We start from the raw sequence: 13,945 nt of genomic DNA, 5'->3' as shown, positions 1-13,945 counted from the left end.
CACAGCTAAAAATGGTTGATAAAACCGCCTTCAGAATGAATCGTTTGTCCTGTCACCCACTGTGCCTCTTCGCTGACTAAAAATGATGCAAGGTTTGCAACGTCTGAGGGCTTCCCCACACGTCCCTGAGGTGATCGTTCCAATAGTACATCTTTTAATTCATCACTCATCCACCCGGTATCAGTCGGGCCTGGGTTAATGACATTAATGGTGATCTTTCTTCTAGCCAGTACTGGCGAAATCGTATAGACAAGCGTGTCCATCGTGGATTTTGTCATGGCATAGGAAAGCTCATTTGGCATTGGTCCCTGTGCCCAGCCGGTTGTCAGGCAGATGATTCTTCCAAAGTCGTATGCCAGGTGCTTTAGAAACTTTTGCGTCAGTAAAGTAACAGCACGCGTGTTTATTGCATAGTGCTGGTCAAGCTGTTCTGCAGTGACGGTTTCAATTGTATCGTTCATTGAGACAGCTGCATTATGAATCACTGTATCCGGATAGCGGCCAAAGACTGAGTAACAATAGGAAAACAGTTCATCTATTGAATGAACCTCAGCTAAATTCAGTTCGATCATTTCAGCATGAACGCTCTTTTCCCGGCATAATTGTAAAATATCATCTGTATCTTCGCTTCTTTTATGAGCGGATATTTCACGGTCATAAGCATGCCAATAGGTAAATAAAACGTCCATTCCGTCTGCTGCTAATCTTTCAGCAAGTGCAGCACCGATTCCGATTTTTCTGCCAACGCCAGTAACAAGCGCAAGTCTGCGTGTCATATGATCACCACTTTCAGTTTTTTATCTTTCCAATATTGACCGATGATTTCCGCTTCAGGGAGACGTTTTCCGCGGCCGGGCGGTGAGCCCGCAGGCTTCGCCAAAAGCCTCACCTGTCCCTTCCTGCGAGCCGCCCCCTTACGCTTCAATCATCAGCTGTGCAGTAACATTGATCACTTTTCCATTTTGTATAATAAAAGCCTTCTCTTTTTACTATTATAACGTTAACATAGACAAAAGAAATTATTGGAAGTAAAGGCGGGGTGGGAAATGGAAAGCCTAAAGCTTGTGAAACCGGAACAGGTAAGGGAAGAAGCGTATGAGGCATACATAAGAGAATGGCAGGAAGCAGGAGAGGAGATTATTCCGCATGCTTCTATGCCCAAGGGTAAGAAATATGACGAGCAGGTGGAAATATGGAAAAAGGAAGAACAGGGAGTCGGCATTCCTGAAGGCTGGGTGAGTGGGTCACTGTTATTTTTAGTCAACAGTGAAGAAAAAGTACTTGGCGCGGCTCACATACGGCATGAGTTAACAGAACTACTTTTTCAGCGGGGTGGCCATATCGGCTACGGTGTCAGACCGGACGAACGTAAAAAAGGGTATGCAACAGAGATTCTGAAGCTTTCATTAAATGAAGCAAGAAACCTTGGGATCAATGAAGTGCTGATTACCTGTGACGATGATAATCCGGGATCCTTTAAAACCATCGAGTCAAATGGCGGTATCCGGGACCTGCAGGATGCTGAAGAGGGTGGCGTTCTCATAAGACGCTATTGGATTCGATAAGATTTTTCATAATTCCTGCTACTTCTTTGATATAGTGTAAGAAGAACAGATTTGAAAGGAACGATCTTAATGAGCAATGCTTCTGAACCAACAAGAATGGATAAATTAAAATCCCGTGAAAAGATTTTCCTGGGACTGCTGATTGGCGGCGCCCTCGGGTTAAATTTTCGCTTAATCAATGTATTAATGATTGATGATATTACCATGCAGACAGTGAGTAACATGGAGCTTGGCATTTATATGTTATTTTTTGTTGTTGCAGTATCAGGTATGCTGTGGGTGAGAAAGCAGAAGAAAATTGAACTCGAAAAGAATCCGGAGCTTGAGAAGAAGATCTGATGGTATTTACTGAAGTTGAAACAGCGCGCTTAATGCTCACTCCACTCACCAAAGAGCACACACAGTTTGTTTTCGAGCATTTTTCAGATCCTGTCGTCTGCAGGTATCTGCTGGATGAGGAAGTCTACACAGAGTTAGAAGAGGCAGAGAACTTTATTTTGTTTAATGCGTACCATCCTAAAAAGAACAATAACCGCTGGGCAATTGTAGAAAAAGAGACCGGCATTGTCATTGGGACATGCGGCTTTCACCAGTGGGACCGCTATAACAATATTGCAGAGGTCGGCTATGACCTCACCCCGTCTAAATGGGGAAAAGGATATGGAAGTGAAGCGGTCAAAGGTATGATTGAACACGGTTTTGAAGCAATGAAGCTGAACCGGATTGAAGCCTATGCAGCAAAAGGGAACGCTGCTTCGATGAAATTGCTTGAGCGGGTTGGCTTTAGGCAGGAAGGGCTTGTGCGGGATAAGCATTTGTTTCAGGGGAAATATTATGATCATTACAGCTACTCGCTTTTGCGGCGGGAGTGGAACTCATTATAAAAGCATTGAACCGTATCTGGTTCAATGCTTTTATTAGCTATCATCAGTTATTAAAAAATTTCTCCGTAAAAAACGGCTGGTTCTCTGTATTGAAATCTACGCCAACTCCAAGGTAGCCATAGTCCGGCTTCAGGATATTCTCGCGGTGACCGAGTGAATTCATGAGGCCCTCATGTGCGAAAATGGCACTATACTGGCCATACGCGAGGTTTTCCCCGGCGACTCTGTAGTTGATGCCATCCGCATCCATGCGGTCAAAAGGTGATTCTCCATCAAGATTGTCATGTGAGAAGAAGCGGTTCTCAGCCATATCTGCACTGTGTTTGCGTGCCGTTTCACTGACAGCTTCATCCCATGTGAGTGTATCCAGTCCATGCATGACTCTTGCTGCGTTGGTTATGTCAAACAGCTGATATTTAAATCCTTCTGCAAGCTCAGCAGAGGGTTCAGCATACAGTGCATCACGCTGGTCCTCAAGCTCTTCTGAAACGACCTGAAGCGCAGTGACAGTATTGTTTTCATGCTGATCATAAAAAACAGTGACATAAGCGCCATCAAAGGAAAACAAATCGTACTCCCCATCGTCCTGCAGCTCATATCGTACGAATCCTTTTTGAATAGAAGTAAGAGGTTCGCCAAGCTCAGCTCTTACTTCATCACGTGTGCTGCCCATTTGGAGCGGCATGGAGGAAGAAATCAGGTCCTGGTTGGTAAACAGTCCGTTCACTTCATTTTCCTCATTATAAGAAACCATAAAAAAGTTCTGGTATTGTTCATGATAAGCATGCCAGTTAACGCCGAATTCATTGATTGAATTGCGGCTCGCCTGGCCGGCTGCGGCTTCTACGTCAGCTTTTGCCTGTCCAAGCTCAATATTATGAATGGCAAACAGCTCTTCGGAAGGGACGGCAAGATCGGGCCGCTCCACTGCAGCTGTTTCATTTTCAGTGGAGAGCTCCGGTGCGTCCTGAATAATCTCATCAATCTCTATAATAAAATCAGTCATTGATTCCAATAAAGATTCCCATGCATCTTGTATTCCGCCGCCTTCAAAAGCAGCCGTTGCACGGTCAGATAAGTCACTTACAGCAGACAGATTAACCGATTCCGGGATTTGATCTTCCCACATCGGTTTTGAGAGAAAAAGGCCAAAGGCGATGACGATCAATAGAAGTAGTTTTCTCAAAGCGTATTTCCCCCTATCTGTACTTTATTTTACATGACTGTAAGGGTCGGGCGGAAGTGAGAAGGGGCTCATCATGCGTCAGGAATGTCAAAAGTATGAACACGTTATAAGGTATTAATACGTACCCTTTTGAATAAAAGGGCAAACAAAAAGCCGCGTGTGGATGCGCGGCTGCTTGGTGTGGGGTTCGCAAAAAGGTGGCTGTTGTTCTTGGAATGCAGTGTCATGTTCAAAGAAAAACAAGTGTGGTTCGTAGAATATAAGTAAGCGTCAAAGCAAACACACATTGATTATTTTGATGATGATATTTGAGGCAACAGAAAAGCCGTACCCTTCGGGACGGCTTTTACTTAATGCTTGTTTACTTTTTCAATTCGACAGTGATCAGGTATTTGTTTAGACCACGGCAGAAACTGATCCAGATTCTGCTGATCAGACAGATTTGTGTTTGGCATTTTTTCAAATAAATAAGTGAGATATTCAAACGGTTTTAGATCATTTTCTTTAGCTGATTCGATCACACTGTAAATAAGTGCGCTGGTATCTGCGCCTTTCATCGAATTCGAAAACAACCAGTTTTTTCGGCCGATCACAAAAGGTTTGATACTACGTTCAGCTAAATTATTATCAATTTCAAGTCGACCATCTGAAAAGGGGGTAAGCAAAGCATCTTTTGATTGAGTGAGTATACAATGGCTTCGCCCAAAGGGCTTTTCGGCAACACAGTTGGACGAATTTTTTCAGCCACTCGAAGTAAGCCTCCGCAATTGGCAGGCTTTTTTCTTTTCGAAGCTGGTGACGTTTATCGCTATTTAAGTTCAGCTCTCGTATTTCTTTTTCAATCTTATACAGCTGCCCAATTTTTTGAACTGCCTGTTCAGGGAGGTTTAACAGTTCCCCTTTTTTCTTCGGGGCACTCTTGGCAGCTTTAACAAAGTATCTTCGCGCATGCGCCCAACAACCTGACAGTTTCACGTTCGCAACTTTGTGATAGCCTGCATAGCCATCCACATGAAGAAATCCTTTGAAGTCTTTAAGAAACTCCTTCGGATTTTTTCCGGCACGAGTGGTTTTATAATCGTAAACCACGCACGGAAAAGAAGTCTGACCAGTCCGATAGAGCCACATATAAGAAGTTGATGAAGCTGCACGACCTTCTTCGTTCAGCACTGAACAGACGTTTCATCTGCATGTAAGACAGCTTCCTTCATCATTTTAGCCTTCATCTGTGTCACTAATGGTGATAACCATTGATCAGCCCCATAAACTGCCCAGTTCGCCATTGTCTGTCTCGAAAGAGGAATCCCCTGTTGTTTAAAGAGCTGTTCCTGACGGTACAGAGGGAGACCAGATTGATATTTTTGGGTCAGCACGTAAGCCATCGATGAGGCAGATGCCATGCTTTTAGGGTAGACTGATGCCGGTTTTGGCGCTTTGATAATAGGTGTTTCAATCCCAGATTCCTGACACTGACGGCAAGCATATACTTCTTGCGCGTGTTCAGTGACTTTGACACTGGCCGGAATAATTTCAAGTGTGCGGTTTGTTTCTGTCGTCATAACGTGTAGGTCATGCCCGCAGCTTTCGCAATTTCGTTCAGCTTCAGGTAAATGATAAGTGACTTTTTCAACCGGAAGGTTCAGTTCATGTGATGAACGCTTTCGCTTGTTTTTGAGTGCTTGAAACGAGATCGCTTTCGTTTAACTGTGGTTCTTCATGTGCTGAATCTTGAGTGATCTCTACTTCATTAAAAAGTGGAAGTTCAATCTGACCATCGGAGGTATTCGTCTTTTCACTGGAACGGCCGAATTTCTCGGTTTGAAGCTGTTTGAATTGGCCTTCATACCAAGAGACAAGAGCTTCGAGCTCTTCGTTACGCTTTTCCAGTTCATGAATGCGGTCTTTATTTGAAGTTTTAGGATGAGAAGGTGTCGTTTGTTTTTTCATACCCCTAGGGTACGACACCTTCTGTCTGAGGTCTACCCCTTATATAACTTTCATGCCGGAAAGTTTCGGATGAACTTTTCCATCTTCAATCGTCAGTCCTTCTAACAACCACTTTAACTGTTTAGGGTTCAGAGAAGTGGTTTCATCTTCACGCCCTTCGGGCCAACGGAATCGGCCATTTTCAAGTCTGCGATAATACAGCCAAAAACCATTGTGCTCCCGTGTAGAATCTTCACTTTATCCCGTTCACGGTTACAAAACAAAAAGATATCTGAAGAACACGGATCTAATTCAAACGTTTCCTGTACGATGGCCGCAAGACCATCAATGGATAATCGCATATCTGTCACGCCTTGAGCGAGGTATATATTGCGTATAGATTCCGGTTGAAGAATCATGGCGTGATCACCTCCAGCAGTTCAGTTAATAATTCTTTATCAAATCCCGGAGGGATCACAACTTTATATGGCCCTACGTGCAGGTCGAGCTTCGTAGTAGGGGATTGCATATTGATTTTTGCCCATCCAGTTGGACGTTCCTGTTGGATATCCTCTGGCCGGTAAGTCATTCTAAAATAATGAAGCTGACTGTACGTGACTTCATCCCGAGTCTCGCAAAATGCTTTTAATGATAAGTCACTTTCACGCCACTCTTCATAGATACGCGACATCTTTTCTACGTATCCACTTGGCACGTGATTTGAGCTTTCTTTTACATCCATTCAATAACCACACCTTCCATATAACCAATGTGTTCATAGGATAAGAGGCAGTCGGTGTACCTTTCGAAGAAAGGAGCATTTCATCTGGCTTAAGATCCGTTTGAAATGTCTATGTGAAGAGAAAGTAGAAAAAATCGTAGCTTGATTGAACACGTTCGTTACATATTTGATTTCCTTCATTTTGTCACGGAAGGTTACACAACAGAAGGTGTGGTTCGTTTGACGCTTACGAATATAAGGTGCTGTTCGGAGAAAAAACGTCGTGGTCCTTAGAAAAGTGAAATTAGACCTACGCCACACTACGCCTCAAAAACAAAAACCGCACCCCTAAAGGATGCGGTTCATCATCTTATTTTGCTTCTTCAAATGCAGGGTCGTGATAAGGGTGTGCAACCCAGCCTTCTTTTTCAATAAAGAGGCGCACAGCTACCACTTCTCGCTCATCAGTCAGCGTAAAGAAGTGAGGCGTGTCAACCGGTACAGAAATCACATCGCCAGGTGCAAGGTTTACATCAAAGTAGCCTTTTTCTTCACTTTTAATAATGAAAATACCTGATCCGGCAGTAATGGCACGTACTTCATCTTCCGTATGCGTATGTACCTGCTCGAACTTTTTCAACAGATCTTCAAGACCTGGTGTCTGTTCATTCAGTGAAATCACGTCCCAGTTATGATAACCGCGGCGCTCAGCCAGTGAACGGATCTCTTCGTCAAATACTGAAAGAACAGTTTCCTTATCTTCATCAGAAAGTCCTGTCACACCCTGAAGTGTTTCCGGAAGCTTTGCAGGATCCCACTTTTCATATAATACGCCCTGATCAGACAGGAATGCCTGAACCTGTTCTTCGCCTTTAATCGTTTCCTGAGTATCTCTGATTGTAATTGTCGCCATTTTTATCTTCCTCCCTGAGTGTGTAGTCGCAGTGCTAAATGTGTCTCAAATAGAAATTCAAATGCTTCAAGATGCTTTTTTGCTTCAAAAGCATTCCGTCCCCAGACGGTAATGCCGTGATTGCGGATTAATACGCCAAATATATTTTCATCAATTTTCTCTGCCAAAAGGTTTGCCAGGTCCGGAATGTGCGCAGGGTTTTCAATAATCGGTACCTTCAGTACAGCATCTTCATCCCATAGATTAAATGCCTTGATCAGCTCCTGATTTTGAAAAGTAATTTCTCCTTTTTCAGCGTACAGCTCGGAAATGACATTATTGCTTACTGTGTGAACGTGAAGGGAACAGCCTGCATCAGTCAATTCATAGACCTTTTGATGTAAAAGTGTTTCAGCAGAAGGCTTTAATCCGGTTTGTTCAACCGCCTGGCTGTTCCGGTCGACTAAAAGAAAGTCTTCATCGGTCCGCTGATACTTATCCTTACCGCTTGCTGTGACTAAAAATTCGAGCGGATCATCAGATACTTTAATCGACAGATTGCCGCTTGTACCCGGGAACCAGTATCTTGCACCAAGTGCATCCTTTACATCGGCAAGCTCCTGCCAGCGTGCTTCAAGGTCAAGTGTTTTCAACGGTGTACAACCTCCTTGGACTGTTCAAGATACGTAACCACTTCATCAAAATGAGTAAAACGCTTATACGGAAGATTCAGCTCCCTGCACTTTTCCTCAAGGTAATCACCACAGACAAATACCAGATCAGCAAGCTTTGCTGCCTCAAGGTCTGTGACTGAATCACCAATGACAATTTTCTGTACATGTTCATCAGCAAGTTCTCTGATAATGCTTGGCTTGCAGCACCCGCAGTCATTTGAACAATGTTCATCACATGTATGCGGCCAGGTGATTTGAATCGTATTTCCCGAGAAATCACTGCCGTTGCAGTAAAGCTGCTTTTCAAGGTCATATGGTTTTAACATAGGCTTTACGAAAAAGTCGATGCCGCCGCTGACGATGTTCAGGGGTACATTTTCTTTTCTTGTATAGCTGACAAAATCCCCAAAACCATCACGTATTTCAGCTGTTTCGACAACATAATGAATGATCTCATCTTTTAAAGAAGAAGGGAGGGTTGCAAACATTTTTCCTACGCCTTCACGAATCGATATTTCCCGGGAAAGAATCTGATCTTTAATCTGTTCCCATCCCGGTGGATCAAAGTGCTGCATGATGGAAATAATGTTGTCGGATTTTGTAATCGTGCCATCAAAATCACAAAAGATTACGCTCGGCATGCGCTCACCCCCATAATGCAAGTGCCTTTTCAAGCTCTGCTGACTTTGCAGCAGCGTCCTCTAAAGTACCACCGGCCTGCACTTCTGCGATGGCATCACGGAACGCTTTTGCACCGGCAGCCGCGCCACCTGGGTGACCATGGATCCCGCCGCCTGCATTAATAATGGAGTCTTTACCGAAGTCCTCGATCAGCTGAGGCACTAACCCCGGGTGAATGCCTGCTGACGGAACAGGGAAGGCGCGTCTCAGACGGCTGTCAGAGGTAAGGGCATCTCTGATTGCAAATGTTTCAGCTTTTTCCATTGCGACACTGCCGTATGGAGAAGGGAACAGCACGAAATCTGCACCTGCAAGACGAAGCAATTTACCAAGCAGTACCTGATTAGAAATTCCGTGAAGCGGTGAAGCCGTAAAGGCGCCGGATACAGCAGGGTGCGCCATAATCGGCACATCAATATATGGGTCTTCAGCAAGGCTCTGCAATGTATCAAGTCCGTAAGCAAATACGTTAAAGAGAAGTGCATTTGCGCCAAGTGACACTGCTTTTCGTGCTTTTTCTTTTAAATCAAATGTTCTTCCTGAAAGATTCACTGCATATAACGTGCGGTGGCCTGTGCGCTCATATTCTTCATTCAAAACCTTTACGCCGCGGCGGATCCGATCCTCAAAAGGTGTAAGTGGATTATCAAATAAAATCTCATCATCCTTTACAAGATCAACGCCGCCTGCAGCCTGTGCGCGAAGCTGTTCTTCAAACAGGTCTGTTCCGCGGCCGATCATCCCTTTAAAAATACTCATCAGCAGTGGGCGATCGTGTACGCCAAGTTTATTTCTGATTGAATCAATCCCGAACTGGGGACCGGGGAACTGCTGTTCAAGTGCTTCATCAAGCTCGATATCAACAAGCTTCACTTCACCATCCAGTGAAAGCTTTCCAAAAATCGTAGTCAGGATTGCCGGAATATCAGCACTGAAGTTTGCTGCCGGATAGGCGATTTTAATCAGCCCTGCCTTACGCTCACCCAGGTGGCCGGCTGCTGCTGAAGGTGACGTTTCACTGACAGAAACAACCTCACCCTTATGTTTTTTCAACTGCTCCTGATCAACCGCCGGCAGGTCCGTCCATGAACCGACCGTCAGCCCAAGTGCAATAGACTCGGCCTTTTTTTCTAAATTTCCTTTTGCATCATGTACGAGATAAGTCGCTGTAATTTTTGACATTATTGACATCCTTTCAAAAAAAGAAATAAAAAATCCGCTCCCAAAGAGGAAGCGGACATCAAAATGAACGTTCTTCCTCTTATCCTTCAGCTGTCGCTGTGAGAATTAGCACCTTGAATCAGCGTTAGCTGAAACAGGTTGCCGGGTTTCATCGGGCTCGGTCCCTCCACCTGCTCTTTATAAGAGTTTCATACGTATTCGGTTGGATTTAAAATCATGTACCGAATTATGGCAGACATCTTCAAAAACGTCAAGCTGCTTTTTCAGAAAATTATATTATTGTGATTTTAGTTTATGAGTAATATTGTGTTTGTCTCTTAATAATTTGGTGGGTGTTTTCCGCTTCAGGGGGACGCTTTAACCACCCGCTGAGCAGGTACTAAGATTTTTTAAGAAACTTTAAAGAATGAGAGATAATTGATCAACCGACTCTATATAATTTTAAAAGATAACTCAGCTGTTGACCGGAGTGGAAGGCGGCGACTCCAACGGCGGAAAGGGACAGGTGAGACCCTGTAATGCGAAGCATGGAAGGGGCTCACCGCCCGGCCGTGGAAAGCGTCCGCCTGAAACGCAGGTCAACAGCGGTTCCCAGAAGCCCTCAAAAATAATTTTTAAAAAACTCATTGACAAAACGTCACTCTATTCCGTAAACTTGCAATTATGAATTCGAAATAACCAAAAACAACCAACTACATATACCACTCTTATCGAGAGTTGGCTGAGGGAATTGGCCCTATGAAGCCCGGCAACCGGCCCCGCTGTATACATTCAGCAGGGACACGGTGCTACATCCAACAGACGTAATGGTCTGAGAGATAAGAGGTCGAATCAGTCTAATTCTGCCTCTTTCTATCTTAGAAAGGGGCTTTTTATTGTTTAACTTTATAAAGCTGGCTGTGATTTCCGCTTCAGGCGGACGCTTTCCGTGGCCGGGCGCTGAGCCATCAGGCTTCGCCGTGATCGTCTCACCTGTCCCTTCCTGCCAAAGGAGTCGCCGCCTTACGCTCCAATCTCAGCTGAGGAAAGATGAAAATGGCTTTTACTAAGAAAGAATCAAACAAGGAGCGTGAAACAATGGGTAAGGCAGAACGGTTGAAAAAAGCACGGCCGCCGGTACAGAAAAATACACATGATGGCAGACTCCCGCCAGGTCAGACGCTGACAGAAAAATTTCCGATTCTGCATGAAGGCGAGGTCCCTGAATACAATCTTGCTACATGGGATTTCACGCTGTTTGGTGAAGGGGCAACGAAAAGGACATTCACATATGACGAGCTCATGCAGCTGCCGCAGACGACGGTTGTGAAAGATATTCACTGCGTCACAAGATGGTCGCGGTTTGATAATGCATTTACAGGCGTCACAATCAAAGACTTACTGAAAGACTACGATATTCCTGAAGGCACAAAACACGTCATGATTTATGGAGATCATGACTATGAGACGAACCTTCCTCTTGAGGATCTGCTCGGAGATGACATTCTACTGGCACATTCCTTTGAGGGAAAGCCGCTGACAGCAAAGCACGGCTATCCATTCAGATTGGTCGTGCCGCATCTGTATTTCTGGAAGAGTGTGAAGTGGATCAGAGGCATTGAATTTTTAAAGGAAGACCGCCCAGGATTCTGGGAGCGTAACGGATTCCACAATTACGGTGAAGTATTCAGAGAAGAGCGTTTTTCAGGAGAGGATCTCGATATTCCTGAAGATGAATGGCATAAAAAAGAATTTGATTAAAGGAGAGGAACGTTAATGACAAATGTACGTGAGCATGTGTATGAACCATTTACTGAACAGAGTGTCCTCGTTTATTTAGAAAATAAGGGACTGATCACTGATAAAGAGCAGGTAACGTGTAAAGAAGTTGGAGATGGCAATCTGAATTATGTGTTTATTGTGAAGGATCTGCAGACTGACAAATCACTTGTTGTGAAGCAGGCGCTGCCATATGCAAAGGTTGTCGGTGAAAGCTGGCCGCTGTCGCTTGATCGTGCACGCATTGAGCGCCAGGCACTGCAGGAAGCAGCGAAATATGTGCCATCGCTTGTGCCGGAAGTTTTCGATTATGATGATGATTATGCAGTAACTGTCATGGAGGACCTGTCAGATCACGTGATTCTCAGAAAAGGATTAATTGAAGGGAACCTTTATCCTCACATTTCAGCGCATATTGGTTCATATCTTGCAGAAAACCTGTTCAACGCCTCTGATGAAGCGCTTGGACCGATTGAAAAGAAAAAGCTGGCACGTCAGTTTGTGAATCCTGACCTGTGTGACATTACTGAAAAACTTGTATTCACAGATCCTTACCAAAATGCTGAATCTAATTCATACCCTGAGAACCTTCAGGAAACAGTGGAGTCGCTGTGGGAGGACGATCGTCTAATCTTTGAAGTCGCAAAATTGAAAAAACAATTCCTGACTGAAGGTGAAACACTGCTTCACGGAGATCTCCATACAGGCAGCGTCTTTGTAACGGAGGAGTCCACAAAAGTCATTGACCCTGAATTTGCATTTTACGGTCCGGCAGGATTTGATATCGGTGCATTCATTGCCAACCTGACGCTGAACTATATCGCACAGCAGGAAAGAGCGGATGAAAATAAGCGCCCTGATATTAGCGACTACCTGCTTAAAACGATCGAACAGACATGGGCAGTATTTGAGAAACGTTACCGCGAGCTGCTGCTTGAAAAAGGGTTTGAAGAAAGACAGCGCACAGATCAGTATGCAGACTATGTGCTTGAAAAGATTTGGCAGGATACACTCGGATTTGCCGGCTGTAAAACAATCCGCCGAATCATCGGACTGGCGCACGTTGAAGACATTGATGGAATTGAAGATGAAGCGGGCAGACTGCAGGCGCAGCAGCGTGCGATTGAAACGGGCAGATCACTGATTTTCAACCGCGCAGTATGGCGCTCACCGAAAAGCCTGACTGCTTATCTGAAGGGGCTGGCAAAATGACAAACTTGATTAAACCGGTCATCTGGGAAGGCGATGCAATCCGTCTGTTGAATCAGCAGAAGCTTCCCGGAGAAGTGGAATATATTTTTTTAAAAACGATTGAAGATGTGTGGGACAGCATTACCGAATTGAAAGTAAGAGGTGCGCCTGCAATCGGAATCGCAGCTGCGTTCGGACTTGCTTTATGGGCAAAGAACAGCGGGCTGAAAGAGCCTGAAATACTTAAGGCAGAACTTGCTGTGAAGGCAGCTTATCTGAATTCCTCGCGTCCGACTGCAGTGAACCTGTCCTGGGCACTGCAGCGGTTATTGAAGGTCGCTGAAGAAGAACCAACAGCTGCCAAAGTAATTGAGCGTCTTGAAACAGAAGCGATTCTTATACAACAGCAGGACGAAGAAACGTGTAAGCGCATTGGGGAGAACGGCTTTTCGCTGCTTCCTGATGACGCAACGGTTCTCACCCACTGCAACACAGGCGCAATTGCCACATCGAAATACGGCACAGCACTCGGCGCATTTTATATCGCAAAAGAACGCGGATCTAACATTCACGTTTATGCAACTGAAACAAGACCTGTTTTGCAGGGAGCGAGGCTGACTGCATGGGAGCTTCAGCAGGCAGACATAGACGTCACACTGATCACAGACAATATGGCTGCACACGTACTGAGAACAAAAAATGTCGACGCGATTTTAGTCGGTGCAGACAGAATTACAGCCAATGGAGACACAGCAAATAAAATCGGTACATATGGACTTGCCATCTTAGCAAAAGCCCACGGTATCCCATTCTACGTCGCTGCACCACTCTCAACCATTGATCTCGAAACAGCAACCGGCGACGACATCGTCATCGAAGAAAGAAACGCCGAAGAAATCACCCATCTCGCCGGCAAACGAATCGCACCCGAAGGTATTCAGGTATTCAACCCGGCATTCGACGTAACACCACACGGCCTCATCTCAGGCATCGTGACGGAAAAAGGTATCGTTAGAGGGGATTATCAGACGAAGTTAAAAGAATTATTTGAAGGTGTAACGATTTAATTTATTCGCTTATTAAAGTCCATTACTATACTTGCACAGCTGATCATTGGAGCGTAACGGGGCGACTCCTGCGGCGGAAAAGGGACAGGTGAGACCTTGCGGCGAAGCCGGAGGGGCTCACCGCACGGCCGCGGAAAGCGTCCCCCTGAAGTGGAAATGATCAGCCAGCATACAGAACACCATTACACCCTAACACTTTACCAAATTAACCTTTTAAA

Annotated in this window: 13 protein-coding genes, 2 pseudogenes and 2 riboswitches; of the genes and pseudogenes, 6 read left to right on the top strand and 9 right to left on the bottom strand. The window is 44.9% G+C overall.

The window, feature by feature from the left end; genetic code table 11:
- Positions 1 to 5: 5 nt before the first annotated feature.
- On the bottom strand, positions 6 to 776 hold the full coding sequence (locus DH10bf12_RS02115) for an SDR family oxidoreductase (protein WP_471736970.1): 771 nt from the start codon (positions 774 to 776) through the stop codon (positions 6 to 8).
- 270 nt (positions 777 to 1,046) lie between these two features.
- Here DH10bf12_RS02115 and DH10bf12_RS02110 point away from each other — a divergent pair, with 270 nt between their 5' ends.
- The 3 genes from DH10bf12_RS02110 to DH10bf12_RS02100 are packed head-to-tail and all read left to right on the top strand — an operon-like array spanning position 1,047 to position 2,449.
- Entirely contained in the window at positions 1,047 to 1,565 is a 519-nt protein-coding gene (locus DH10bf12_RS02110) for a GNAT family N-acetyltransferase (protein ID WP_471736969.1), read from the top strand.
- A gap of 51 nt (positions 1,566 to 1,616) precedes the next feature.
- Positions 1,617 to 1,904, top strand: coding sequence for a hypothetical protein (locus tag DH10bf12_RS02105; RefSeq protein ID WP_471736968.1), 288 nt, complete (start codon positions 1,617 to 1,619; stop codon positions 1,902 to 1,904).
- Entirely contained in the window at positions 1,904 to 2,449 is a 546-nt protein-coding gene (locus DH10bf12_RS02100; RefSeq protein WP_471736967.1) for a GNAT family N-acetyltransferase, read from the top strand. Before DH10bf12_RS02105 ends, DH10bf12_RS02100 begins: the two co-directional genes overlap by 1 nt.
- A 43-nt stretch (positions 2,450 to 2,492) precedes the next feature.
- Here DH10bf12_RS02100 and DH10bf12_RS02095 read toward each other — a convergent pair whose 3' ends face one another.
- The 8 genes and pseudogenes from DH10bf12_RS02095 to DH10bf12_RS02060 all read right to left on the bottom strand — a co-directional run bounded on the left by DH10bf12_RS02095 (position 2,493) and on the right by DH10bf12_RS02060 (position 9,711).
- Entirely contained in the window at positions 2,493 to 3,635 is a 1,143-nt protein-coding gene (locus DH10bf12_RS02095) for a CAP domain-containing protein (protein WP_471736966.1), read from the bottom strand.
- 350 nt (positions 3,636 to 3,985) lie between these two features.
- A pseudogene (gene tnpC / locus DH10bf12_RS02090) lies at positions 3,986 to 5,582 on the bottom strand (IS66 family transposase).
- Positions 5,583 to 5,621: 39 nt separating this feature from the next.
- A pseudogene (gene tnpB / locus DH10bf12_RS02085) lies at positions 5,622 to 5,980 on the bottom strand (IS66 family insertion sequence element accessory protein TnpB).
- The gene (gene tnpA, locus DH10bf12_RS02080) at positions 5,977 to 6,303 is read right to left on the bottom strand and encodes an IS66 family insertion sequence element accessory protein TnpA (RefSeq protein WP_471736260.1); all 327 of its coding nucleotides are present in this window, start codon (positions 6,301 to 6,303) and stop codon (positions 5,977 to 5,979) included. The pseudogene tnpB and the gene tnpA overlap by 4 nt, the downstream one beginning before the upstream one ends.
- Positions 6,304 to 6,652: 349 nt before the next feature.
- Positions 6,653 to 7,195: a 1,2-dihydroxy-3-keto-5-methylthiopentene dioxygenase gene (locus tag DH10bf12_RS02075; RefSeq protein WP_471736965.1), complete on the bottom strand. Its 543-nt coding sequence runs from the start codon at positions 7,193 to 7,195 to the stop codon at positions 6,653 to 6,655.
- Positions 7,196 to 7,197: 2 nt separating this feature from the next.
- A complete protein-coding gene (locus DH10bf12_RS02070; RefSeq protein ID WP_471736964.1) occupies positions 7,198 to 7,827 on the bottom strand; it encodes a methylthioribulose 1-phosphate dehydratase in 630 nt (209 codons plus the stop codon).
- A complete protein-coding gene (locus tag DH10bf12_RS02065) occupies positions 7,824 to 8,489 on the bottom strand; it encodes a 2-hydroxy-3-keto-5-methylthiopentenyl-1-phosphate phosphatase (protein ID WP_471736963.1) in 666 nt (221 codons plus the stop codon). Before DH10bf12_RS02065 ends, DH10bf12_RS02070 begins: the two co-directional genes overlap by 4 nt.
- Positions 8,490 to 8,493: 4 nt before the next feature.
- Positions 8,494 to 9,711 carry a 2,3-diketo-5-methylthiopentyl-1-phosphate enolase gene (locus DH10bf12_RS02060; RefSeq protein WP_471736962.1) on the bottom strand — a complete coding sequence of 406 codons (1,218 nt, stop codon included), beginning with the start codon at positions 9,709 to 9,711 and terminating at the stop codon, positions 8,494 to 8,496.
- Positions 9,712 to 9,787: 76 nt separating this feature from the next.
- Positions 9,788 to 9,897, bottom strand: a riboswitch (SAM riboswitch).
- 518 nt (positions 9,898 to 10,415) lie between these two features.
- Positions 10,416 to 10,536: riboswitch (SAM riboswitch) on the top strand.
- 252 nt (positions 10,537 to 10,788) lie between these two features.
- On the opposite strand from DH10bf12_RS02060, the gene DH10bf12_RS02055 reads away from it, so the two are divergent.
- From DH10bf12_RS02055 to mtnA, 3 genes are read left to right on the top strand one after another with little or no spacing between them, the layout of a single operon-like run.
- A complete protein-coding gene (locus DH10bf12_RS02055) occupies positions 10,789 to 11,451 on the top strand; it encodes a sulfite oxidase-like oxidoreductase (RefSeq protein ID WP_471738172.1) in 663 nt (220 codons plus the stop codon).
- Positions 11,452 to 11,466: 15 nt separating this feature from the next.
- Positions 11,467 to 12,681, top strand: coding sequence for an S-methyl-5-thioribose kinase (gene mtnK, locus DH10bf12_RS02050; protein ID WP_471736961.1), 1,215 nt, complete (start codon positions 11,467 to 11,469; stop codon positions 12,679 to 12,681).
- Positions 12,678 to 13,727, top strand: a complete 1,050-nt coding sequence (gene mtnA / locus DH10bf12_RS02045; RefSeq protein ID WP_471736960.1) for an S-methyl-5-thioribose-1-phosphate isomerase — start codon at positions 12,678 to 12,680, stop codon at positions 13,725 to 13,727. Before mtnK ends, mtnA begins: the two co-directional genes overlap by 4 nt.
- Positions 13,728 to 13,945 lie beyond the last annotated feature (218 nt).

The sequence above is a fragment of the Jeotgalibacillus sp. 10bf12 genome, assembly GCF_055597105.1.
This window is presented reverse-complemented; position numbering and strand designations above follow the sequence as displayed.